Origin of the sequence: Haloarcula sp. H-GB4 (genome assembly GCF_030848575.1) — an archaeon.
GTDB lineage: Archaea > Halobacteriota > Halobacteria > Halobacteriales > Haloarculaceae > Haloarcula.
Genome location: NZ_JAVDDX010000001.1, coordinates 1177549 through 1198427, shown reverse-complemented (window position 1 = coordinate 1198427; position 20879 = coordinate 1177549). Strand labels below are relative to the sequence as shown.

The following is a 20879-nucleotide window of genomic DNA, read 5'->3' as shown; positions in this document are numbered from 1 at the left end:
GCCAATCATATCAGGTACCCACAGTCGGCGTTTCAGTAATCCGAGGTTTCAGGGACCTGTCAGCCATACGTCGAGAAGTACATTATGACCAGACGACGCGTAACGCGGCGACGATTCCTGCTCGGTTGCAGCGCCACCACCGGTGTAGGTCTGGCCGGCTGTACCGGCGGCGACGAGTCGACCGCAACTGACTCAACCCCGACACCTACCGACGACGGTAGTAGCGAACCTACAACGACAGCCGACGAACCGACGGCAACCGACACCGAGACAGCGACGCCGGACCAAACGACCGTTGAAACACTCGTCTCGGTCGGTGGCGACCGCGTGCCGGAGAACATGGCCCTCGGTCCTGACGGCGGCCTGTACTTCGGCATCACGGCCGGTGAGGTCCGGCGCGTTCCCGCAGCAGAGACCGACGCGACCGGCCTCTCCCTCGAAGATACCGAACAGATTGCGACGTTGCCCGGCGCGATTGGTGTCGAAGCAGCGCCCGATGGAACGGTATACGCCGCCGTCGCCACACAGGACGACCAGTCGGGCGTCTGGGAAGTCCCACCTGACGGCGACACGGCACAGCTTGTCGGCATTAGCGGGTTCCCGAACGACATCCACTATGACGCCGACCGGGAGCGCCTGCTGGTGACTGAATCACAAAACGGCGTGGTCTACGCGGTCACGACCGACGGTGAGCGGTCGACCTGGCTGGACGACGACCGGCTGGAGACGGAGAGTTTCGGCGCGAACGGAATCGCCCGCGACGCTGACGGCGATATCTACGTCGCGGTAACGCGAGCCCCCGACGAAACTGGTCGCTTGCTCCGCGTTCCGGTCGAGTCGGACGGTGCCGCCGGCGAGCCGTCGATGTTCTTCGAAGGCGGTGCGATATTCGGAGCGGACGGGATTACCAGCCGGGACGGTGACATCTATGTTGCGGCCAACAGCCAGAACCGCGTCGTCAGAGTGACTGCGGACGGGACCACGGACGCCGTTGCAACGGCAGACGACGGGCTGGTGTTCCCCTCTGACGTGCTCTTCGGGACCGGCGACCAGCAGGATTCGCTGTTCATCTGTAACTTTGCGAACCAGTCTCCCGAAGACGGCGCGATTCTCCGGACCAGCGTCCCCCGCTGACCGACCGCTTACGTGGCCTGTCTTCGGACGACAACCCTTTTCAGCGGCCCAACCAAACCCGAGCGTATGGCAGACGATGAACCTGAAGACGCTGGCGAATCGGCGGACGCGACCGAGGAAGGCGGCGAGGAGAAGTCCTTCCGCGAGCGAGTCGAGGAGATCCGACAGCAACGCGCCGAGGAGCGCGAAGAAGGCGAGGGTGACGGCGAAGAGATGAGCCGCGAAGAGCGCATGGAAGAGATGATGGGCGGTGGCGGCGGCCCCGGTGGCATGGGCGGCGGCAACCCCTTCGCACAGATGATGGGCGGCATGATGGGTGGCGGCCCCGGCGGCCCCGGTCCGGGTGGCCCCGGTGGCATGGGCGGCGGCCCGCCAAGCCAGCATGAGGAATCGGGCGGAAGCGACAACGAGGAACTCACGCGCGAGATGCGAAAGCTCCGAGACGAAGTCCACGATATGCGGCGCTCGCTCGACCGCATCGCTGACGCGCTCGAAGACTAACGAACCTCGGCTTGCTGCCGCTTTTGGAAACGAACGAACAGCGGCAGCTCACTCGTACTGAGTCCTCCGCCGACTATCGAACAGTGGTGAAGTACTGACTGCCTCTGGACGGGGTGCCAGCAAGACTCCAGATGGACACCGCGCCAGTCGCTATGAATCGCAAAACGAGACACCAGTAATCTCAAAGCGTGCGCCACCGTCGGCGCTGTCGCGAACACTGATCTCCCAGTCGTGCGCCGCTGCGACCTGCCGGGCGATACTGAGCCCGAATCCGGTTCCCTCCGTGCTCGTTGAGTAGCCGGCTTCAAACACTGTCTCCCGCTCGTCTTCGGGGATGCCGGGGCCGTCGTCCGCGATGTAGAACCCGTCGTCTAACGCCCCGATCGTTACGGTCACGTCCGCCCCAGCGTGCTCAACTGCATTTCGAACGAGATTCTCGAATAACTGTTTCAAGCGGCTCTCGTTTGCCAGGACGGTCCTGTCGATATCAGTGACGAGTGTCGCATCGGCCGTCTCGACAGTCGCCCAGCAATTTTCGGCGAGCGATGCTAGTGCGACCGGTTCGCGGTCGGTGACGGTCTCACCGTCCTGTGCCAGCGTGAGCAGATCGGTTAACAGCGTATCCATCCGTTCGTGTGCCCGTTCGACAGCAGCCAGATGTTCACTCTCGCATTGCTCGCCCGCCAGTTGCAGTCGCCCCTGCGCAACGTTCAGCGGATTTCGCAAATCGTGTGAGACGACGCTCGTGAACGCCTCAAGTTGGTCGTTGTGCTGTTCGAGGGCCCGCTCGCGGTCGCGTAGCTGTTCGGTCCCTTCGACCTGCTTGAGCGCGCTGGTGACGTGTCCGGCCAGAATTTCTCCAAGGACGACGTCTCGCTGATCGAACGCCGCGGTCGTCTCCGAACCGGCCAACAGGACTCCGTACTCGCCGAGCGGGAGATACAGTTCGCTTTTGATCAGTGTGTCCGGGTTGTAGATGTCCGGGTCGGCGTGGACGTCATCGACGGCGAGTGCGTCACCGGACTCGTAGACGCGCCACGCGATGCTGTCTCCGGGCGTGAAGGTCGGCAAATCGTCTACCAGGTCATATATCCCGTCAGAGGCGGCGACCGGTTCGAGAGTTCGTTCATCCTCGTTGTAGAGGTGGATTGTGTTCGCCTCGAGTCCCAGTACAGTGCGCGCCGTCTCGACGCCGATTTCAGCCACCTCCTCGCGCGTGTCAGCCCGGAGCAGATCCTGTACCGATTCGCTGAGGGCTTTGAGGCGACGTTCGTGTTGTTTTCGTTCGGTAATGTCCCGTTGGAACCCAACGTAGTTGATGACCGTTCCGTCATCGTCGCAGACTGGGGCGATAGACACCTGATTCCAGAACATAGTTCCGTCCTTCCGGTAGTTCCGGAGTTCGACCGACACGGGTTCGCCCTTGTCGATGGCCGCCCGCATCGCGTCGACCGGCTCGGACTCGGTCGCCTCGCCCTGCAGGAACCGGCAGTTTCGGCCGCGCACCTCTGACTCCGTGTAGCCAGTCAGCTCCAAGAATCGACTGTTGGCGTATGTTATCGGGGTGTCATCCTGCTTGGGGCCGGTCATTATAATGCCGATAGGTGCCTCGTTCATGGCGCGTTTGGTCCGGGAAAGTTCCTGTTCGCCGTCCCGCCGCTGAGAAATATCCCGGACCGTACAGACCAGTTCACCGCGGTCAGTCCGTGCGAGCACGTGGTCCTCGGTGAACGTGCTCCCATCGGCACGGAGCCCGGTCGTCGTGCCTGTCCAGTACCCGGTCTCTTCGATGGCCGGGAGGATCTCGTCGTAGATGCGTGGAATGTCCGCCTCTCGATACAACAGTTCCCAGTGCCGGCCCTGCATCTCCGCCGGGTCGTAGCCGTAGAGATCTGCGTACGCTTCGTTGACGAAAATAAACCGCCCATCCTCGTCCAGGATACTGATTCCCTCCTGTGCGGTCTCGATGGCATCGAGCTGGCGGTTCCGCTCGCGTTTGACACGCTGAGACTCCACTGCGTTAGTAATTCTATTCGCGAGCACTGCGTACTGGTCCGTACCGCTCCCTTTTTGCAGATAATCGGTAACACCGGCTGAGATAGCGTCGCTTGCGATCTCCTCAGAACCTTTGCCAGTGTAGAGAATGAATGGAAGCGCCCCGTACTCCTCGCGGACAGCTTCAAGGAATTGGATGCCGTTCCGCTCGGGCATATCGTAGTCGGAGACGACACAGTCGATGTCGTTGTCTGCTAGGATTTCCAGCCCCGCTGTGGCGCTCGTCGCAGTCTGCACGTCTACCCGGTCGTCCTCGCGTTCCAGAAACGATGCCGTCATGTCGGCAAACCCCGGTTCGTCATCGGCGTGGAGAATGCAGAAGGTTTCAGCAATATCCGTCATACCTTTGGGTAGTAGTCACACATTATAGGACGCTGAGTTAAAAGACCATCTCTGAAATCGGACGGTAACATATGCCCGTCATTGACGGGCTACGTGTTCCATCTTTCGGCCGTGCTTGGTTTTAGATAATTTACACTTACGTGAAGTTCGCGCGCATGGCTATCCCTGGCCGACCATCTCGTCTTCGTCTTCCCACTCCTGTTCGCGGAGCTCGTACTTCTGGACCTTGCCGGTCGCCGTCGTGGGTAGTTCCTCAACGAACTCCACGCGGCGGACGACTTTGTAGGTCGCCAGTTGTTCTCGGGTGAAGTTCCGGAGGTCTTCAGCTGTCACGCCCGGGTTGTCAGGATCGCCTGAGTTAGGGACGACGAAGGCTTTCGGTGTCTCGCCCCACTCGTCGCTCGGGGCGGGGATAACTGCGACATCGCTGACGGCGTCGTGTTCGTAGAGTGTATCCTCCAGTTCGATGCTGGAGATGTTCTCGCCGCCGGAAATGATGATGTCCTTCTTCCGGTCGCGGATGGCAACCATGCCATCCTCGTCGACCGTCGCCAGGTCGCCCATGTGGTAGTAGCCCTCGACACGGTCGGAGAAGGCCTCCTCCGTCTGTTCGGGCTTGTTCCAGTAGCGGTCCATCACCTGATTGCCGCGGACGACGACCTCCCCCAGCGTCTCGTCGTCGTGTGGCACATCGTTGCCGTCCTCGTCGACGACCCGGACATCGGTCCCAAGGTAGCCGATGCCCTGGCGCTTCTTGACGCTGAAGCGGGCGTCGCTTCCGTCTTCGAAGAACCGCCGGGCGTCTGAAGTCGTGACGAGTGGGCCGGTTTCGGTCGCGCCGTAGACGTGTTTCAGGTACCAGCCGAAGTCGTCTTCGACGGCTCGGATGACGGCCTCCGGCGGTGCGCTGCCGGCCGTTGCGATGCGCACATCGTTCGCACCGGTCGTCTCGATCTCTCCGTCGTGGGCTGCATAGCGGTCCGCCAAGATGTTCAGCACCGTCGGCGCGCCACAGAGATAGGACACGTCTTCTGTCCTGACAGCGTTGAAGATGCCTTCGGCGTCAACGCCGCGGGTACAGACGTGTTTCGCGCCCATGCCGGTGACCGAGAAGATGTGGCCCCAGCCGTTGACGTGGAACATCGGGAGCGTCCAGAGGTAGACATCGTCGTCCGAAATCTCCTGATGGAGCGCAACGATGTAGGCGTGGAGTGTCTCGGTCCGGTGGGTCCGACAGACACCCTTCGGGTCGCCGGTAGTCCCCGAGGTGTAGTTGATCGTGATGAGGTCGTCCTCGTCCATCTCGGGGCGCTCGTAGTCGGTTCCCGCCTCCTCGATGATTTCGTCGAAGGACTCCCAGTCGCCGTCGACGGCGTCCGTGTCGTTGGTGACGAAGATTTCCGTGGGCACCTCGTCGCGGATCGGCTCGATTTTATCGGCGTACTCGTAGTCCGCGTAGACGGCGTCGACCTCGGCGTCCGAGAGAATATATTCGAAATCGTCCGGCACGAGCCGGTAGTTCAGCGGCGTGTGGACCGCGCCCAGTTGCATGGTTCCGTAGGCCGCTTCGAGCTGGTAGTGCGTGTTCGGGTCCAGCACGGCCACCCGGTCCCCCCTCTCGATGCCACGGGCAGCCATCGCCGCCGAGAACCCGTCGGCTCGCTCCCCGAACTCGTCGTACGTGAAGCGTTCACCGGTCGTGGCGACAACAGCCTCTTTGTCCCCGTAGTATTCCCGTGCACGGTCGAGAAAATCCGTGGTCAGCAGTGGCTTGTGCATCTCAGGCTACCGTATGGTTAATCATGATAAAGTGGTTGTGATACTCCCCTGATCTTGCTGTCTCGGAACCGGTCATATTTTGGGTGTCTGTCGAACCACAGCCGCTTTGGGGATAGCGTCCCCAGTTTTCACCAATGAGTACAGCGACGGCGGACGTTTCGAAGCGACAGGCGTGGGTGATGGCCGCACGGCCACAGACACTGCCTGCCGGGGCTGCGCCGGTCATCGTGGGAATGGGGCTGGCGGTCCACGCTGGCGTCTTCGCTCCAGTGCCGGCAGTTGCGGCGCTGGTGGGCGCGCTGCTTATCCAGATTGGAACGAACTTCGCGAACGACTACTACGATGCGGTGAAGGGGGCCGACACCGATGAGCGTGAGGGGTTCACCCGCGTGACCGCTGGCGGCCTCATCGATGCCGAGGAGGTCAAGCGAGCGATGATAGCGACCTACGGTCTCGCCGTCGTCATCGGCGTCTATCTCGTCGCTGTCGGCGGTCTGCCCATCGTCGTGGTTGGCCTCTCAGGCATCGCCGCCGGAATTCTCTACACCGGCGGTCCGTTCCCCTATGGCTACCGCGGCCTAGGCGACCTGTTCGTGTTCGTCTACTTCGGCCTCGTCGCTGTGACCGGCACATACTACGTACAGGCCGTTGCGAGCGCAAGCGGCGTCGGCACGTTTCCGATGACGCTCCCCCCAGGATCGGTCACTGCCGCCGCCATTACAGCCAGTCTCCCAGCAGCCGGGCTGTCGACGGCGATTCTCGTCGTCAACAACATTCGCGACCGCGAGACGGACCGCGCCACGGGCAAAAAGACGTTAGCGGTCTATCTTGGCTATGGATGGAGCCGCGTCGAGTTCCTCCTGATGGTCGGGATGGCCTACGTCGTCCCTGTCGTGTTCGCCTTTGACAGCCAGTACGGACTGGCGGCACTGGCCCCGCTGCTTACGCTGCCACTAGCGTCGACTATCTCGAAAACAGTCCTCACACAGACCGACGGCGACGCACTGAATCCGACGCTCGAACGGGTCGGCCAGACGCTGTTCGCCCACTCTGTCCTGTTCGCGGCGGGTCTCGCTGCCACACAGCTACTATGATGGTCGATTCGTTTTCGCTCCCGCTGTCGAGTCCGCTTGCCACCGCCCGCGAGACGATTAGCCAGCGCTCGGGGTTCGTCGTTCGCTACGACCACCGCGGCGAAACCGGCGTCGGCGAAGCTACGCCGCTCCCGGGCTGGACGGAGTCCGTTGACGACTGCCACCATGGACTTGACGACGCTGCCACGGTTGCGGCCGACGGCGGGCACACGGATGTCCTGCTGTCGCTGGACGCCGCATCGGTTCCTGCCGCCCGACACGGTTTTGCGACCGCGCTACTGGACGCCGACGCCAAGGCCGATTGCGTGCCGCTGTACCAGTGGTTCGAGCCTGAGAGGCACTGTAATCGCGTCCCGGTCAACGCGACAGTCGGCGACGGGTCACCGGCTGAGACCGCCGACGCCGTCGAGCGGGCGGTCGCGGCCGGCTACGACTGTTGTAAGCTCAAGGTCGGGAAGCGAACCGTCGACGAAGACGTGGCGCGCGTTCGGACCGTCCGCGAGCGGGTGGGCGACGGTGTGACCCTGCGGGCCGACGCCAACGGCGCGTGGTCCCGTGACCAGGCGCAAGACGCCTTCGACCGCCTCGCGCCGCTGGACGTGGCCTACGTCGAACAGCCGCTTCCGACTGATGACCTCGCCGGCCACGCTGAGCTGCGGGGCAACGGTGTCGGTGTCGCGCTCGATGAATCCCTTGTCGAACGCCGGGTCGACAGCGTGCTCGACGCCGACGCGGCCGACGTACTGATACTGAAACCGATGGTGCTGGGCGGCCCCGGCAACGCCCATACGCTGGCACTTCGGGCCCGCGAGCAGGGCGTCAAGCCGGTCGTCACGACGACTATCGACGCCGTCGTCGCCCGCGTTGCGGCGCTACACGTCGCCGCCGCGATTCCCGATGTGGCCGCGTGCGGTCTGGCGACCGGCGACCGACTGGCCGCCGACCTCGCGCCGGACCCGACAACGGTAACTGACGGATCGATGTCGGTTCCCCAGTCGACCGGCCTCGGCATCGACCCGGCGGAGGTGGAACCCGATGCGTGATCCTTTCAACTGGCCGACAGAGGATCTCGTAACGCACCGTGCCGAGACGACGCCTGACCGGACGGCGATGGTCGCGGCGGCCTCCGGAAACGCGGTCACCTACCGGGAACTCGACGCCGCCGTCGATGCGGTGGCTGCTGAACTCGACCGGCGAATCGACGCCCAGGACGCCACTGTCGCGACGCTCCTGCCGACGCGGCCGGCAGTCGGGACGCTCCTGTTTGCGGCGATGCGACTGGGGGCGACGCTCGCGCCGCTGAACGTCGAACTCGACACGGGGACGCTCCAGAGCCAGCTCTCGACGGTTGACGCCGACCTGCTGGTCTGCGGGGACAGCACCGCGTCGCTGGCGGGTGACATCGACGGCTGTCCCGTCGTTTCGGTCGGTGCAGACCTTTCAGCGGCTGCTGTCGCCGACGAGACAGCAGCGACGGTCTCGGCCGACGAAACAGCCACCGACGTGACCCCGGCGACTCTCTCCCGGACGGCCACCCAACTGGTCATTTTTACCTCTGGAACCACCAGCGAGCCGAAAGGCGTCCAGCTGACCGTCGGCAACCTCGTCGCCAGCGCCGTCGCGTCATCGTACCGCCTCGGCGTTCTTCCGGATGACCGCTGGCTGGTCTGCCTCCCGACCTACCACATGGGCGGACTGGCGCCGTTCGTCCGGAGCGCGCTATACGGCACTGTGGCCGTCGTCCAGCGGTCGTTCGACGCTAACGCGACACAGCAGGTGTTTGCGAAACACGAGGTGACTGGCGTCTCGCTGGTGCCGACGATGCTGTCGCGGCTGCTGGACGCGGGCTGGGAACCGCCGTCCTCGCTCCGGTTCGTCCTGCTCGGCGGCGGGCCGGCCAGCGAGACACTCATCGAACGGTGTCGGGAGCGGTACGTCCCGGTCTGTCCCACCTACGGGATGACAGAGACGTCGTCACAGATAGCGACGGCGCGGCCCGAGACAGCCTTCGAACACGCCGGCACCGTCGGCCAGCCGCTCGTGTTCACCGACGTGACCGTTGTCGACGACGGGGCCGCCTGTGACCCCGGTGAACGCGGCGAGATAGTCGTCGACGGCCCCACGGTCACGCCGGGCTATCTGAACGGCGACGGTGACGCGTTCAGCGACCACGGTTTCCGGACCGGCGACATCGGCTATCGGGACGCGGACGGTCGTCTCTGGGTCGAGGGCCGCGTCGACGACCGGATCGTGACCGGCGGGGAGAATGTCGACGCATCGACGGTTGCCGGCACCATTCGTGAACACCCTATGGTCGAGGACGCGGCCGTCGTGGGCCTTCCGGACGAGGAGTGGGGACAGCGTGTCGCCGCACTAGTCGTCGGGGACGTATCGCCCGCAGTGGTTCGCGACTACTGCACTGAGCGACTCGCGCCGTACGAGGTGCCAAAGACGGTGCGGGCAGTCGATGCGCTCCCGCGGACGGCCTCGGGGACTGTCGACCGGTCCGCCGTCCGGTCGCGCCTCGGGACTGCCGGCGAGTCGAACGAATCCGTATAGCGGATTGGGGCTCGCGGCCAAGCGGTTTTCTACGTCGATAGCGTATGGAGTTCCGTGTGTACAATCGTCCTCGCGTGGCAGGTCTTCGACGGCACGCCGGTCGCGGTCGCGGCGAACCGCGACGAGCGACTCGAGAGGCCGTCACAGCCGCCACAACAGCGCCACTGGGGCAGTCGCGTTGTCGCGCCGGCCGACGAAGAAGCCGACGGGACGTGGATCGGCTACAACGAGCACGGCCTGCTAGCGGCGGTGACGAACCGCTGGGTCGACGCCGACCTTGCCGGCGACCGCTCGCGCGGCCTGCTTGTCCGGGACGCGTTGAGTCACGAGAGCGCGGAGTCAGCCGCCCGTGCTGTCGAGCAAGCGACCAGAGACGCCGAATACTCGGGATTTAACCTTCTGCTGGCAGACGAGAACGCTGCCGTCCTGCTAGAATGGGACGGCCAGCTCGCGGTCCAGAACTTCAAGCCCGGCGTTCACGTCATCGTCAACGTTGGCGCGGACGGCGACTACCGGATTCCAGCCCATCGGCCCGATGCCGGCGAGGAGCAAGCGACCAACGCGACGCGGTTGCGCGAGGCGCTGGTTCCGGAGCCCAGCGAATCCGCCGACGAATGGATTGATCGGGCAGGCGAAACCATCAGCGACCACGAGTACGGCGTCTGCGTCCACGGTGACGGCTTCGGCACGCGGTCGTCGTCGCTCATCACACTTGGTTCGGACCACGAGTATCGGCACGCGGCCGGGCCGCCATGCCGGACGCCGTACCGCCCGGTCGAAGGTCAGATTTAAGCGGCCGTCTCACGGTGTACACAATACATGAGTTCAGCAGCGTCGGAGGCGGACCTTTCTGACGGCGAGCGGGCCGGGCTCGAACTGATTCGTGAGTCCGGTGGCATCCACCAGAGCGACTTCTGGAAGGAACTCGACGTCTCCTCGCGGAAGGGGAGTCGAATCGTCGAGTCCCTGTTCGAGAAGGACCTCATCCAGCGTGAGGAGACGGTGTACGAGGGGCACAACACGTACTACCTGACACCCGCGGCCCGCGACCTCGACTTCTCACTTCTGATGGCCGGTGACCAGCTCTCGCCCTTTATCGGCGACGAAGAAGTCGACCCCCACGACGACACCTTCTCGCAGTGGGTCATGACCCTCGCTTACGAGGACTGACCGGCGGTTACGTGGCGTGAGTCAGTAATGCCACGGCACGTCGTCGAAATCCGGGTTGCGGCCCTCGTTGAACGCGTCCCGTCCTTCCTGAGCCTCGTCGGTCATGTAGGCCAGCCGCGTCGCCTCCCCGGCGAACACCTGCTGTCCGACCATGCCGTCGGAGTCCAGATTGAACGCGTACTTGAGCATCCGCATCGCCGTCGGTGACTTCTCGTTCATCCGCTCGGCCCACTCGATGGCAGTATCTTCTAAGTCTTCGTGAGGCACCACGTCGTTGACCATCCCCATGTCGGCGGCTTCGTCGGCATCGTAGGTCTTGCCGAGGAAGAACACTTCCCGGGCCTTCTTTTGTCCCACCTGCCGTGCGAGATACGCCGAGCCGAAGCCGCCGTCGAAGCTCCCCACGTCGGGGTCCGTCTGGAGGAACTTCGCGTGTTCCTCGCTGGCGAGCGTGAGGTCACAGACGACGTGCAGCGAGTGGCCGCCGCCGACGGCCCACCCCGGGACGACGGCGACGACGGGTTTGGGGATGTGGCGGATCTGGCGCTGTACTTCGAGGATGTGAAGCCGGCCGACGTTTTCCGGCGCGTCATCTTCCACGCCGTCGCTCGTCTCTCGCGGGTCGCTTTGCTCCCCGCTCGCTGTGTCCGAGTCGCGTAGCGACTCGCTGTACTCGTAGCCGCTTTCACCTCGAATACCCTGGTCGCCGCCGGAGCAGAAAGCCCAGCCGCCGTCCTTCTCGGATGGGCCGTTCCCGGTCAGGAGGACACAGCCAACGTCGGTCTGGCGCTTGGCGTGGTCCAGCGCCGTCGCAAGTTCGTCGACCGTCTCCGGCCGGAAGGCGTTGCGCTTCTCCGGGCGGTCGAAGGCGATACGGACCGCACCCGTGTCGGTTGAGCGGTGATAAGTGATATCGGTGAAGTCGAACCGGTCGATGGCACTCCACCGCTCCGGGTCGAATATTTCAGAGACCATACCGTGGCTCGGGACGGCCCTCGCAAAAAGATTCCTCGTACAGGCTCACACAGCGGAGGAAACCCTTTGGTGCCACGCACACGAACCGACTAGCGATGCCCTCCACATCGAACAAAAAGGCGGTGATGGGGATGCTTGCGGGCCTTTCCATCCTCATCGTCGTGTACAGTCTCATTATCGTCCAGCAGATTCTACTCGGGCTGATTGTGGCTGTGGTCCCCTGGCTCCTGTATCTGGTTGTACGGTTCGTGTTCACGCTCGAACGGATCGCGACGGCGCTGGAACGGCTTGCGTCGGCTCGTACCCGTGAATCGGAGTCCGCTGGGGACCATCAGCAGCCGTCGGAGTCGTACGGACACAACACAGAGACCGAAGGAGGCGTAGAGAACGAGTGACTGACTGCGGTCGCGTGCAGTTACTGTCGGTCGCTCGCCCGCAGGTGCTACACTCGGCATGACAGAGACATTCTACGAGGTGCTGGGCGTTCCAACTGACGCCTCGACGGCGGCTATCGAAGCGGCCTACCGGGAGCGACTGAAGGAAACCCACCCCGACGTGAGCGATGCCGCCGACGCTGGCGAGGCGACACAGCGGCTCATCGAAGCCCGCGACGTGCTCACCGACGAAGACGAGCGGGCGCGATACGATCAGCTGGGTCACGACGCCTATGTTGCGGGCGAGCGTAACATACCGGACGACAGTGGCAGCGACGTAGCCGAAGCGGCACGGCGCGCGGGCTATGACGAATCTGAATCGGCAACCGATCGAACCGAAGCGAGCACTGACCGAGGTACAGCCCGGACGAACGCCCAAGATCGGGCACGACGTGAACGAGCCGCCAGAGACCGCGTCGCTGAGGACAAAAATGGGCGCTCGACTACCGACACCGATGCGTCGTCGAGCAACGAGCAATCGACCGACGCAGCCAGTGAGACGGCGACGGCGTCGAACTCAGAGTCGACCCAGCGCTCCGGGTCCACCGCGACCAGCGGCTTCAGCGACAACGCCGGCAGCGGTGCCACCTGGACTTCGTCATCCGCGTACTCCGTCCGCCAGACCGACACCCCGTCACGCGGCTCGCTCTTGGAGATGCCGACCGGCCGGGGGCTGACGCTGTTTGCCATCACATTCGCGCTCTATCCGGTACTGTTGTTCAGCGCGCTACTTCCGGCGTTCCCCCTGTGGGTCAACCTGACAATCGGGGCCTGTACCCTCTTCATGATCGGCTATCTCCAGTCCGAGCCTACTATCGCGATTATGGTGTTCGGGAGCTGGAGCCTGACGACGGCGGTATTGCTGATCGTGCTGAACATCAGTGCGTTCTCACTTATCGGAGCGCTCGCACTGTCGGGGACGTGGCTCCCGTTCGGACTGTCGCTGTTGACGGCGTCCGTGCTCCGGCTCTAACAGATCAGTCGTCAGCGAGGGCTTTCCCGACCTGTTCAGCAAGCCGGTCTCTGACCGCGTGGCTGTCGCCCGCGTCGAACCGGACCTCGATGACCTGTGTCCCATCGCTCCGGACTGAGTCGCCAAAGCGCTCGCGGAACTGTCGGCGGTCGGCCACCCGCTCGAACTCCAAGGAATAGAGCGCCTCCGTTGGCTCGAAATCGAGCCCGTGTGGCGTTCGGAACTGGTTCTCAAAGGTGGGGTGGTCCTCGATGGGCAGCATGTGGAAGATGCCGCCGCCGTCGTTGTTGAGCAGGACGACCGTCGCGTCTACCGCACAGCGGCCGAGCGCGAGCAGGCCGTTCATGTCGTGGTAGTACGCCAGATCGCCGGTGACGAGCACGAGTGGGTCAGTTGTCGCGCTGCCGGCCCCAAGCGCCGTTGAGGTGATGCCGTCGATACCACTGGCCCCGCGGTTGCCAAGTACGGTTAGGTCAGCGTCACGGGGGCCGCCAAAGCGGTCCATATCTCGTATCGGCATACTGTTCGAGATGAACAGTGTAGCCGGGTCCGGGGCCAACGCGGTCACATCTGCGAGGACGCCCCCTTCCCAGTAGGTCTCCGAAGCGGTTTCAGCAACGGTGTCCCAGTGGGTTTGCTCCGCCCTAATGAACTGTTCTTGCCACGACGCTGCAACGCCACCCAGCGTCTCGCCCGCGAGCGCATCTGCGGTGGCGTCGGGGTCGGCAACGAGTAGGTCCGTGGCGGTGAACTCGGCCTCCGACCAGCCGCCGGCCGGGTCGACGAGGAACTGCTGGCAGTCGGCGTCCCGGAGGTAGTGACGCAGCGGCTTCGAGGTCGGCGACGCACCGAACCGGACGACGACATCGGGGTCGTCCCACTGATCGACGCCGTCACTTCCGAGATAGCTGTCGTAGCCGCCACAGACCGGCACGTCGAGGCGGTCGACGTGGGGGCCGAACCGGAGGTCCGACAGCGGGTCCGCCAGAACGGGGAAGCCCGTGGCTGCCGCCAGCCGTTCAAGCGAGTCGGCACTGAGTCCCTGGTCGGCCGGCCCGGCAACGATGAGGCCTCGCTCGGCGGCCTCGAGTGCGTCCTGCACGCGGCGCACTGTCTGCTCGTCCGGTGCACCGACGCCCTCGCTCGTCGTGACAAACGGGCCATCGCGGCCGATTTCGGCCGCGCTGTCACCATCTGCCCAGTCGGCGGGCACGCCCGCCGGGTCGTCCTCGGGCACCGATGTCGGCTCCAGTGGCTTCCGGAAGCGACAGTTCAGGTGAACCGGACCGGGGTCATTACCGGTACTCTCCGCGAGGGCGCGAGCTGCCGTGGTCCGTAGCATCCGAACCTTCCGCGGCTCGGCCTCGGGTTCGGGCATATCGCGATACCAGCGGACGGCGTCGCCATACAGTTTCTCTTGGTCGACAGTCTGGTTCGCGCCGCTGTCGATGAGTTCCGGCGGGCGGTCCGCCGTCAGCAGGAGCAGCGGGACGCCCGACTGGTTCGCTTCGATGACTGCTGGGTGGTAGTTCGCCGCGGCGGTCCCCGATGTGCAGACCAGCGGCGTCGGCTCGCCGGTTCGGCGGGCGCGTCCCAGTGCGAAGAAGGCCGCCGAGCGCTCGTCGAGGTGGGAGAACACCTCGATGTCGGGATGCTCGGCGAATGCGATCGTTAGCGGCGTCGAGCGGCTACCGGGCGAGAGACACACCGCGTCGACGCCGCCCGCGGCGAGTTCGGAAACGAGCGTCTCCGCCCACAGCGTGTTGACGTTTGGGGCTGTCATTCCAGCTCGTCCAGTATTGGCCGGTATTTGAGCTGGACCTCGTCCCACTCGCGGTCGGGGTCGCTGTCCGCGACGATGCCCGCGCCCGCAAAGAGCGTCGCCTCGTGTTCCGTGGCGACGGCCGAACGGATGCCGACGGCGAAGGTCCCGTTGCCGGCAGCGTCGACCCAGCCGATCGGAGCGGCGTACCAGCCGCGGTCAAACGCCTCCGTCTCACGGATAGTCCGTAGCGCCGCGTCCGGTGGCAGCCCGCCGACGGCCGGTGTCGGGTGGAGTGCCTCGACCAGCGAGAGGACGTGTTCGTCGTCGTCGAGTTCGGCTGTTATCGATGTCCGGAGGTGCTGAACCGTGGCGAGCCGGCGGACGGTCCGGTCGCCGATGCGAACCGTCGAGGCAAACGGTTCAAGCTGGTCCCGTATCGCGTCGGCGACGAGCTTCTGTTCGTGGCGGTCTTTCTCGCTGTCGAGGAGCTCGGCGGCAAGCCACTCGTCCTCGGCGGGCGTGTCACCCCGTCCCGTCGAGCCAGCCAGCGCCTCTGTCCGGACGGTTCGCCCGCGGACCGAGACCAGCCGCTCCGGCGTGGCCCCGAAGAAAGTGCCACCGGATTCTGTCGATAACATGAATCGGTAGCAGTCCGGGTACGTCTTGGACAATCGGGCCATCACGTCTGGGACCGATAGCTCCGTGTCTAGTGTGGCGCTGAGGCTCTGGGCGAGCACGACCTTCTGGAGCTCGCCCCGGTCGATACTCTCTGTGGCAGCCGCCACCTGCTCGCGCCAGCCGTCCTGTGTTGGCGTGCGCTCCCGGTGTGAGATTCCCGGCGGCGTACCCGGACTGCGCTCGGAGTCTGCGACCAGTCGGTCGCGCCATTCCTCCAGTAGCGCCTCCGCTTCGGTCGCGGCCTCAGGTCCTGTCGCGACCGTTGTGAGCCAGGCATCGTCGTCCCTTCTGGTTACCTGTATTTCCGGGAGGAAAAACGCCGCACTGGGGAACCCATCCCAGGGAGAGTCCTCCCCTTCGTGTGTTCCGTTGTGGAAAGCGAACCCGCCGAATGCTCGCGGTCGAGCGATGCTCGGGAGGCTATCGGGCACTGAGCAGTCATCGAACAGTGCTTCGACTGCTGTCCGCACATCGTCGAACCGCGACTGCCCGTCGGCAGTCACAGTCGCCGCGCTCCCGCGGGCCGCAATTGACTCTGTACCGGCCGCCCAGAAGAACCGGGGGCGAGCGTCCGTCTCCAGTATTGCCCGCACCGGTGCATCGTCGAGGCGACACCCGCGTGCGACGACCGTTGTCTCACCAACCGTCGTCTCGTCACCACGCAGTGGTTCCATCAGCCATGCCTTAGGATTGCGCACCTTTGAGCCTAACTATACGCTCGATTCCACATAGTGGGGCTCGGAATCGGGCCGCCATCGTGGTGCGGCCGATTTCACGCCGTTCTGACCCGCCACGCGACATTGCAGTAATCGGATTCTGATTCGCAGAAATTAATATTTGGGTTCACAAAGTTCCTCTCTCAGTTCTACAATTGTAATTCCGCAATCTACGAACATACCCCCGTCAAGTTTAAATAGGGCATAGTCGAAGCCCCCTATGTTGCGATGCCTAAGGTAGAGATCAATATCCCGGAACACCTGGAGATGCAGATCGCGCAGCTCGTCGAGAAAGGCGAGTTCCTCAATCGTGAGGAAGCTATCGAGGACCTCCTGTCGACCGGGCTCAAGGCGTACAAAACCTCCGGACCACAGGATGAAGACGAGGAACCAGGGTTCGAAGAAGACGGCATGATGGGCCACGACGACGAGTACGTCTTCTGAAAATACAGGCGTGAGCGTCTGGTATCCCTTCTCAAGCAATTCTTATGCACGTGCCACCGCATACTGTAGCCATGCACAAAGACGAGCTTCTTGAGCTACACGAGCAGATGGTGACGATTATGCAGTACTTCCGCGACGACATGGACTCAGTCGATCCGGAACTGTTCGACGCGTATCAAGAACTCGACGTGCGGCCATCGGACGTCCACAAGTCGAAAAGTGAGCACAAACACGCCGTGTTCGTGCTCGGAAACTCGCTGGCGACGGCGATGAGCGAAGACGAGTTCTCGGATGCAGGTCGGGTCAGCAAGCGGATGAAGGAGCTGGCTGAGGACGCCGAGCGGAAACTGTAAGCAGGGCGGCCTTGCATCGCGTTCTCTCGTCTTTATCTCGACCCGTCTCTGCTCTTGGCTACGATCTTTCGCCGTCGAGTTCGGTGAACAGCTCCGGGTCGGTCTTGAATTTCAGGACGTTGTGGACGACCGAGTTTCGGATGTTCTGAATTACGTCGCCGTGTTCCTTGTAGAACTCGTGTATCCAGCGGGATTCGGCCGTCCGGCTCGGGAACATCATCACTGATTTCCACTGATATTCACCGTCTGAGAGGAAGTAAAACAGCGTGTGCCGGTCGTCCCGGATAGACACCATCGCGTCGTGCCAAGAATCGGCAAAATGCTTGGGATTGAATTTGAACTCAAACAGCGCGAAATTAAACAGCTCCTCGTTCGGGACGATGGTCTCGCGGAAGACATCCGCGTCGCGCATCTCTCGAATCGATTCGCTGACAGTCACATGGGACACGTCGATGCCGTACTTCGATTCGAGAAGGTCCGCAAGCTCGCGGGATGACCGCTTGGGGTCCGCCGAGAGCTCACGCAGAATGTACATATCCCGCTCGCTGAATTCCCAGTCCGGAGGACCGTCGGTCATACTGTGGCCCCCCTCCTGCCGGGAGCGCAGGCACGGTCGATTTCGGCGTCGGGGGTCGGTCGAGTCAGTGTTGGAACAGTCGTAGGTACCATCTGTCTGTCTGGTCGTTGGTTGCTGAATCAGTGGTGGCGTCGGCCACGGTAATCAGTTTACTGGCCCGTGAACTCCGGATCACGTTTCTCGACGAACGCGGTTGCGCCCTCTTCGTGATCGTCAGTCGTGAACGCGAGACCCTGTGCGGTGGCTTCGTTTTCAAGTGCCTGTTCCAGCGAACTGTTCAGGCTCCGGCTGACCAGCCGCTTGGCGTGACCGAGTGCAACTGTCGGCCCAGCGGCGATGTCTGCAACGAGTTCCGAAAACTCAGATTCGAACGTCTCTGCGTCGAACACTCGAGTAAATAGCCCAAGATCCTCGGCTGCCGCAGCGTCCAGTAGTTCGCCGGTAAACAGGAGTTCCTTGGCCTTGTTCGGGCCGACGATTCGTGGAAGGAAATAGGAGACACCGGAATCACACGCCAGTCCGACCTGCCGGAAGCCGAAGCCGATCTGGCCGTCAGTGCTTGCGACCTGCGTATCACAGGCGAGCGCGAGTCCTGCACCAGCACCGAAGGCGGGGCCGTCGATTTTCGCGACCACCGGAAGAGGACAGCTGTGGACGGTCCGGATCGCTTCATGGAGTGACGAGACCACCAGCTCGACCTGTGTGGCCGGCGGTCGGTCGTGTTTCACTCCCTGTAGCATCGCATTGATGTCCCCGCCGGCACAAAAGGCCGGGCCTGCGCCTTCCAGTACGACACACCGGGCGTCGCTATCGGTCACCGATTCGAACGTGGCAGTGAGCGCATCGGCCAACTCCGCTGACAGGGCGTTTCGCGACTCTGGCTGGTTCAGCGTCACTGTAGCGATCCCGTCGTCAACAGATAGCGTCACGGTCGCGTCTTCCATGTGTGGGCCCTTGACCGGCGGAAAGATAACAGTGGTGTCCGTCAGCGCCTGCCAGACCAACATCGTTGGGCAGTACCTTTTGCCCGGGCTAGTCCGTGTACTAGGTATGCGCCTGCACTGGCACCGCCGTGACCTCCGGGCGACGGACAACGCCGGCCTCGCCGCGGCGACTCCGTCTGACCCGGTCGTCCCGGTGTTCATCTTCGACACGGCCGTTCTCGACCACGCCGGCCCGCCCCGGGTCGCGTTTATGCTGGACGCGCTCGACAGTTTGCGCGAGTGGTACCGTGACCACGGTAGCGACCTCGTCGTTGCCGAGGGAGACCCCACATCCGTTTTGCCAGAACTGGCAGCCGAGTACGGCGCGGAGAAAGTCACCTGGGGCAAGGACTACTCCGGACTTGCACGGGAACGCGACGCGGCCGTCCGGCAAGCGCTCGACGACGCGGACGTGGCCCGAGAGGCCCTCCAGAACGCCATATTACACGAACCCGGAGAGATTACGACGAACGATGGCGACCCCTACAGCGTCTTCACCTACTTCGGCCGGAAGTGGCACGACCGCGAGAAGGCAGCCCCCTACGATCCGCCGTCAACTGACGAGTTAGTTGATGTCGACGGTGACGCGCTCCCGACGCTAGCTGACCTCGGTTTCGAGGAGCCAGAAGCGGACGTGCCCGCGGCGGGAACCGACGACGCACGCGCCCTGCTCGATGACTTCCTCGATGAGAACGTCTACGAGTATGAGGAGCGCCGGGACTTCCCGGCCGACGAATGCACCTCGCGGCTCTCGGCCCATCTGAAGTTCGGGACCATCGGCATCCGAGAAGTGTACGACCGGACGCAGGACGCCAAAGAGGGGACCGGCGGTGACCGCCGCGATTCCGTCCGAGAGTTTCAGTCCCAGCTGGCCTGGCGGGAGTTCTACACGCAGGTGCTGTTTGCCCATCCACACGTCGTTAGCGCGAACTACAAATCATACGAGAACCCAATTGAGTGGGAGAACGACGAGGAACTGCTGCAGGCCTGGAAAGACGGTGAGACGGGTTATCCCATCGTTGACGCCGGGATGCGCCAGCTTCGTGACGAGGCGTACATGCACAACCGCGTCCGAATGATTGTCGCCTCCTTCCTCACCAAGGACCTGCTCATCGACTGGCGACACGGCTACGAGTGGTTCCGGGAGAAGCTGGTCGACCACGACACAGCCAACGACAACGGCGGCTGGCAGTGGGCGGCCTCCACGGGGACCGACGCGCAACCCTATTTCCGCATCTTCAATCCGATGACACAGGGCGAAGACTACGACCCGGATGCCGAATACATCAAGGAGTACGTCCCGGAGCTACGGGACGCCGCGCCGGAAATTATCCACGACTGGAACGAGTGCTCGCTCACGCAGCGGCGCAACGCTGCGCCGGAGTACCCGGACCCCGTTGTCGACCACAGCGAGCGCCGCGAGCAGGCGCTGGCGATGTACAAGCGGGCCAGAGGAGACGAGTAGCGCGGTTTCGTTCCGTCTAATTGAACTCTCCCGGGTGCTTACACGCGAGCTGACGCCGCTTGGTGGCATCAGTACCGCGGGCAGATACGGCTTCGTCCCGCCGTCCTTGTTGAGTGCTACCAAATGGCTCCTAAACGTTTAACAGGCAGCCGCGCGACAGGTAATGATGGAGGCGTTTTCATATGTCCGAACATTCAAATCCCGAACTGCCACCGCTCCCGTACGACTACGATGCGCTGGAGCCACACATCTCCGAGCAGGTGCTCACCTGGCACCACGACACCCACCATCAGGGGTACGTAAACGGTCTCGAATCGGCCGAGGAGACGCTCGCCGAGAACCGCGAATCCGGTGACTTTGGTTCGAGTGCCGCCGCGATGGGCAATGTCACCCACAACGGCTGTGGTCACTATCTCCACACGCTGTTCTGGGAGAACATGGACCCCAACGGCGGCGGTGAGCCGGAGGGCGAACTCCTCGACCGCATCGAGGAGGACTTTGGCTCCTACGAAGGCTGGAAGGGCGAGTTCGAAGCCGCCGCATCAGCTGCCGGCGGCTGGGCGCTGCTCGTGTACGACCCCGTTGCCAAGCAACTGCGCAACGTGCCGGTCGACAAGCACGACCAGGGCGCGCTCTGGGGCTCCCATCCCATCCTCGCCCTCGACGTCTGGGAGCACTCCTACTACTACGACTACGGCCCCGCTCGCGGTGACTTTATCGACGCCTTCTTCGAGGTTGTCGACTGGGACAAGGCTGCTGAAGAGTACGAGAAGGTCGTCGGTCGCGTCGAATAAGGGGCGACACTCGACGTTTTTTGCGGACGTGTAAAAGCCTGAGAGATGTCTGTGCCGATAGTGTCTGACCCACCGTTAATATCTAACT

Annotated in this window: 20 protein-coding genes; 13 read left to right on the top strand and 7 right to left on the bottom strand. The window is 63.4% G+C overall.

Features of this window, described 5'->3' with window-relative positions; genetic code table 11:
* Positions 1-84 precede the first annotated feature (84 nt).
* Together RBH20_RS06260 and RBH20_RS06255 are read left to right on the top strand one after the other, a co-directional pair.
* Complete coding sequence (locus tag RBH20_RS06260; protein ID WP_306706603.1) at positions 85-1134, top strand: SMP-30/gluconolactonase/LRE family protein; 1050 nt, start codon at positions 85-87, stop codon at positions 1132-1134.
* A 66-nt stretch (positions 1135-1200) separates the two neighbouring features.
* Positions 1201-1635, top strand: a complete 435-nt coding sequence (locus tag RBH20_RS06255; protein ID WP_306706601.1) for a hypothetical protein — start codon at positions 1201-1203, stop codon at positions 1633-1635.
* Positions 1636-1785: 150 nt separating this feature from the next.
* Here the strand turns inward: RBH20_RS06255 and RBH20_RS06250 are convergent, their stop codons facing one another.
* Together RBH20_RS06250 and RBH20_RS06245 are read right to left on the bottom strand one after the other, a co-directional pair.
* Positions 1786-4032, bottom strand: a complete 2247-nt coding sequence (locus tag RBH20_RS06250; protein ID WP_306706599.1) for a PAS domain S-box protein — start codon at positions 4030-4032, stop codon at positions 1786-1788.
* A 159-nt stretch (positions 4033-4191) separates the two neighbouring features.
* Entirely contained in the window at positions 4192-5811 is a 1620-nt protein-coding gene (locus tag RBH20_RS06245; RefSeq protein ID WP_306706597.1) for a long-chain-fatty-acid--CoA ligase, read from the bottom strand.
* A 134-nt stretch (positions 5812-5945) separates the two neighbouring features.
* On the opposite strand from RBH20_RS06245, the gene RBH20_RS06240 reads away from it, so the two are divergent.
* The 5 genes from RBH20_RS06240 to RBH20_RS06220 are packed head-to-tail and all read left to right on the top strand — an operon-like array spanning position 5946 to position 10634.
* Positions 5946-6905 (top strand): 1,4-dihydroxy-2-naphthoate polyprenyltransferase, encoded by a 960-nt coding sequence (locus tag RBH20_RS06240; protein ID WP_306706595.1) that lies wholly within the window; start codon positions 5946-5948, stop codon positions 6903-6905.
* On the top strand, positions 6902-7948 hold the full coding sequence (locus tag RBH20_RS06235) for a mandelate racemase/muconate lactonizing enzyme family protein (protein WP_306706592.1): 1047 nt from the start codon (positions 6902-6904) through the stop codon (positions 7946-7948). Before RBH20_RS06240 ends, RBH20_RS06235 begins: the two co-directional genes overlap by 4 nt.
* Positions 7941-9464: an AMP-binding protein gene (locus RBH20_RS06230; protein WP_306706590.1), complete on the top strand. Its 1524-nt coding sequence runs from the start codon at positions 7941-7943 to the stop codon at positions 9462-9464. Before RBH20_RS06235 ends, RBH20_RS06230 begins: the two co-directional genes overlap by 8 nt.
* A gap of 54 nt (positions 9465-9518) precedes the next feature.
* Positions 9519-10256 (top strand): NRDE family protein, encoded by a 738-nt coding sequence (locus tag RBH20_RS06225; RefSeq protein ID WP_306706588.1) that lies wholly within the window; start codon positions 9519-9521, stop codon positions 10254-10256.
* Between the two features lie 27 nt (positions 10257-10283).
* On the top strand, positions 10284-10634 hold the full coding sequence (locus tag RBH20_RS06220; RefSeq protein WP_004517952.1) for a hypothetical protein: 351 nt from the start codon (positions 10284-10286) through the stop codon (positions 10632-10634).
* 21 nt (positions 10635-10655) lie between these two features.
* Here the strand turns inward: RBH20_RS06220 and RBH20_RS06215 are convergent, their stop codons facing one another.
* Entirely contained in the window at positions 10656-11609 is a 954-nt protein-coding gene (locus RBH20_RS06215) for a 1,4-dihydroxy-2-naphthoyl-CoA synthase (RefSeq protein ID WP_306706585.1), read from the bottom strand.
* Between the two features lie 95 nt (positions 11610-11704).
* On the opposite strand from RBH20_RS06215, the gene RBH20_RS06210 reads away from it, so the two are divergent.
* The gene (locus RBH20_RS06210) at positions 11705-12004 is read left to right on the top strand and encodes a hypothetical protein (protein WP_306706584.1); all 300 of its coding nucleotides are present in this window, start codon (positions 11705-11707) and stop codon (positions 12002-12004) included.
* A gap of 58 nt (positions 12005-12062) precedes the next feature.
* A complete protein-coding gene (locus tag RBH20_RS06205; protein WP_306706582.1) occupies positions 12063-13016 on the top strand; it encodes a J domain-containing protein in 954 nt (317 codons plus the stop codon).
* Positions 13017-13020: 4 nt separating this feature from the next.
* Here RBH20_RS06205 and menD read toward each other — a convergent pair whose 3' ends face one another.
* Positions 13021-14799, bottom strand: a complete 1779-nt coding sequence (gene menD, locus RBH20_RS06200; RefSeq protein WP_306706580.1) for a 2-succinyl-5-enolpyruvyl-6-hydroxy-3-cyclohexene-1-carboxylic-acid synthase — start codon at positions 14797-14799, stop codon at positions 13021-13023.
* The gene (locus RBH20_RS06195; protein WP_306706577.1) at positions 14796-16133 is read right to left on the bottom strand and encodes an isochorismate synthase MenF; all 1338 of its coding nucleotides are present in this window, start codon (positions 16131-16133) and stop codon (positions 14796-14798) included. The genes menD and RBH20_RS06195 overlap by 4 nt, the downstream gene beginning before the upstream one ends.
* Positions 16134-16403: 270 nt before the next feature.
* On the opposite strand from RBH20_RS06195, the gene RBH20_RS06190 reads away from it, so the two are divergent.
* Complete coding sequence (locus tag RBH20_RS06190; RefSeq protein ID WP_004517946.1) at positions 16404-16619, top strand: ribbon-helix-helix domain-containing protein; 216 nt, start codon at positions 16404-16406, stop codon at positions 16617-16619.
* 71 nt (positions 16620-16690) lie between these two features.
* Positions 16691-16972: a UPF0058 family protein gene (locus RBH20_RS06185; RefSeq protein WP_058995945.1), complete on the top strand. Its 282-nt coding sequence runs from the start codon at positions 16691-16693 to the stop codon at positions 16970-16972.
* Between the two features lie 58 nt (positions 16973-17030).
* Here the strand turns inward: RBH20_RS06185 and RBH20_RS06180 are convergent, their stop codons facing one another.
* Together RBH20_RS06180 and RBH20_RS06175 are read right to left on the bottom strand one after the other, a co-directional pair.
* The gene (locus tag RBH20_RS06180; RefSeq protein ID WP_306706573.1) at positions 17031-17549 is read right to left on the bottom strand and encodes a winged helix-turn-helix domain-containing protein; all 519 of its coding nucleotides are present in this window, start codon (positions 17547-17549) and stop codon (positions 17031-17033) included.
* A 149-nt stretch (positions 17550-17698) separates the two neighbouring features.
* Complete coding sequence (locus RBH20_RS06175; protein ID WP_306706572.1) at positions 17699-18556, bottom strand: enoyl-CoA hydratase/isomerase family protein; 858 nt, start codon at positions 18554-18556, stop codon at positions 17699-17701.
* A 43-nt stretch (positions 18557-18599) separates the two neighbouring features.
* Here RBH20_RS06175 and RBH20_RS06170 point away from each other — a divergent pair, with 43 nt between their 5' ends.
* Positions 18600-19997, top strand: coding sequence for a deoxyribodipyrimidine photo-lyase (locus tag RBH20_RS06170; RefSeq protein ID WP_306706571.1), 1398 nt, complete (start codon positions 18600-18602; stop codon positions 19995-19997).
* Between the two features lie 182 nt (positions 19998-20179).
* Positions 20180-20791, top strand: a complete 612-nt coding sequence (gene sod, locus RBH20_RS06165; protein ID WP_306706570.1) for a superoxide dismutase — start codon at positions 20180-20182, stop codon at positions 20789-20791.
* Positions 20792-20879: the final 88 nt, after the last annotated feature.

Bases quoted from the DNA above. Each gene is read 5' to 3' on its own strand.
- RBH20_RS06220 (WP_004517952.1), top strand. From the start codon at position 10,284: ATGAGTTCAGCAGCGTCGGAGGCGGACCTTTCTGACGGCGAGCGGGCC.
- RBH20_RS06245 (WP_306706597.1), bottom strand. From the start codon at position 5,811: ATGCACAAGCCACTGCTGACCACGGATTTTCTCGACCGTGCACGGGAA.
- RBH20_RS06180 (WP_306706573.1), bottom strand. From the start codon at position 17,549: ATGACCGACGGTCCTCCGGACTGGGAATTCAGCGAGCGGGATATGTAC.
- RBH20_RS06260 (WP_306706603.1), top strand. From the start codon at position 85: ATGACCAGACGACGCGTAACGCGGCGACGATTCCTGCTCGGTTGCAGC.
- RBH20_RS06215 (WP_306706585.1), bottom strand. From the start codon at position 11,609: ATGGTCTCTGAAATATTCGACCCGGAGCGGTGGAGTGCCATCGACCGG.
- RBH20_RS06170 (WP_306706571.1), top strand. From the start codon at position 18,600: ATGCGCCTGCACTGGCACCGCCGTGACCTCCGGGCGACGGACAACGCC.
- menD (WP_306706580.1), bottom strand. From the start codon at position 14,799: ATGACAGCCCCAAACGTCAACACGCTGTGGGCGGAGACGCTCGTTTCC.
- RBH20_RS06205 (WP_306706582.1), top strand. From the start codon at position 12,063: ATGACAGAGACATTCTACGAGGTGCTGGGCGTTCCAACTGACGCCTCG.
- RBH20_RS06190 (WP_004517946.1), top strand. From the start codon at position 16,404: ATGCCTAAGGTAGAGATCAATATCCCGGAACACCTGGAGATGCAGATC.
- sod (WP_306706570.1), top strand. From the start codon at position 20,180: ATGTCCGAACATTCAAATCCCGAACTGCCACCGCTCCCGTACGACTAC.
- RBH20_RS06235 (WP_306706592.1), top strand. From the start codon at position 6,902: ATGATGGTCGATTCGTTTTCGCTCCCGCTGTCGAGTCCGCTTGCCACC.
- RBH20_RS06255 (WP_306706601.1), top strand. From the start codon at position 1,201: ATGGCAGACGATGAACCTGAAGACGCTGGCGAATCGGCGGACGCGACC.
- RBH20_RS06175 (WP_306706572.1), bottom strand. From the start codon at position 18,556: ATGTTGGTCTGGCAGGCGCTGACGGACACCACTGTTATCTTTCCGCCG.
- RBH20_RS06210 (WP_306706584.1), top strand. From the start codon at position 11,705: ATGCCCTCCACATCGAACAAAAAGGCGGTGATGGGGATGCTTGCGGGC.
- RBH20_RS06250 (WP_306706599.1), bottom strand. From the start codon at position 4,032: ATGACGGATATTGCTGAAACCTTCTGCATTCTCCACGCCGATGACGAA.
- RBH20_RS06185 (WP_058995945.1), top strand. From the start codon at position 16,691: ATGCACAAAGACGAGCTTCTTGAGCTACACGAGCAGATGGTGACGATT.
- RBH20_RS06195 (WP_306706577.1), bottom strand. From the start codon at position 16,133: ATGGAACCACTGCGTGGTGACGAGACGACGGTTGGTGAGACAACGGTC.
- RBH20_RS06240 (WP_306706595.1), top strand. From the start codon at position 5,946: ATGAGTACAGCGACGGCGGACGTTTCGAAGCGACAGGCGTGGGTGATG.
- RBH20_RS06230 (WP_306706590.1), top strand. From the start codon at position 7,941: ATGCGTGATCCTTTCAACTGGCCGACAGAGGATCTCGTAACGCACCGT.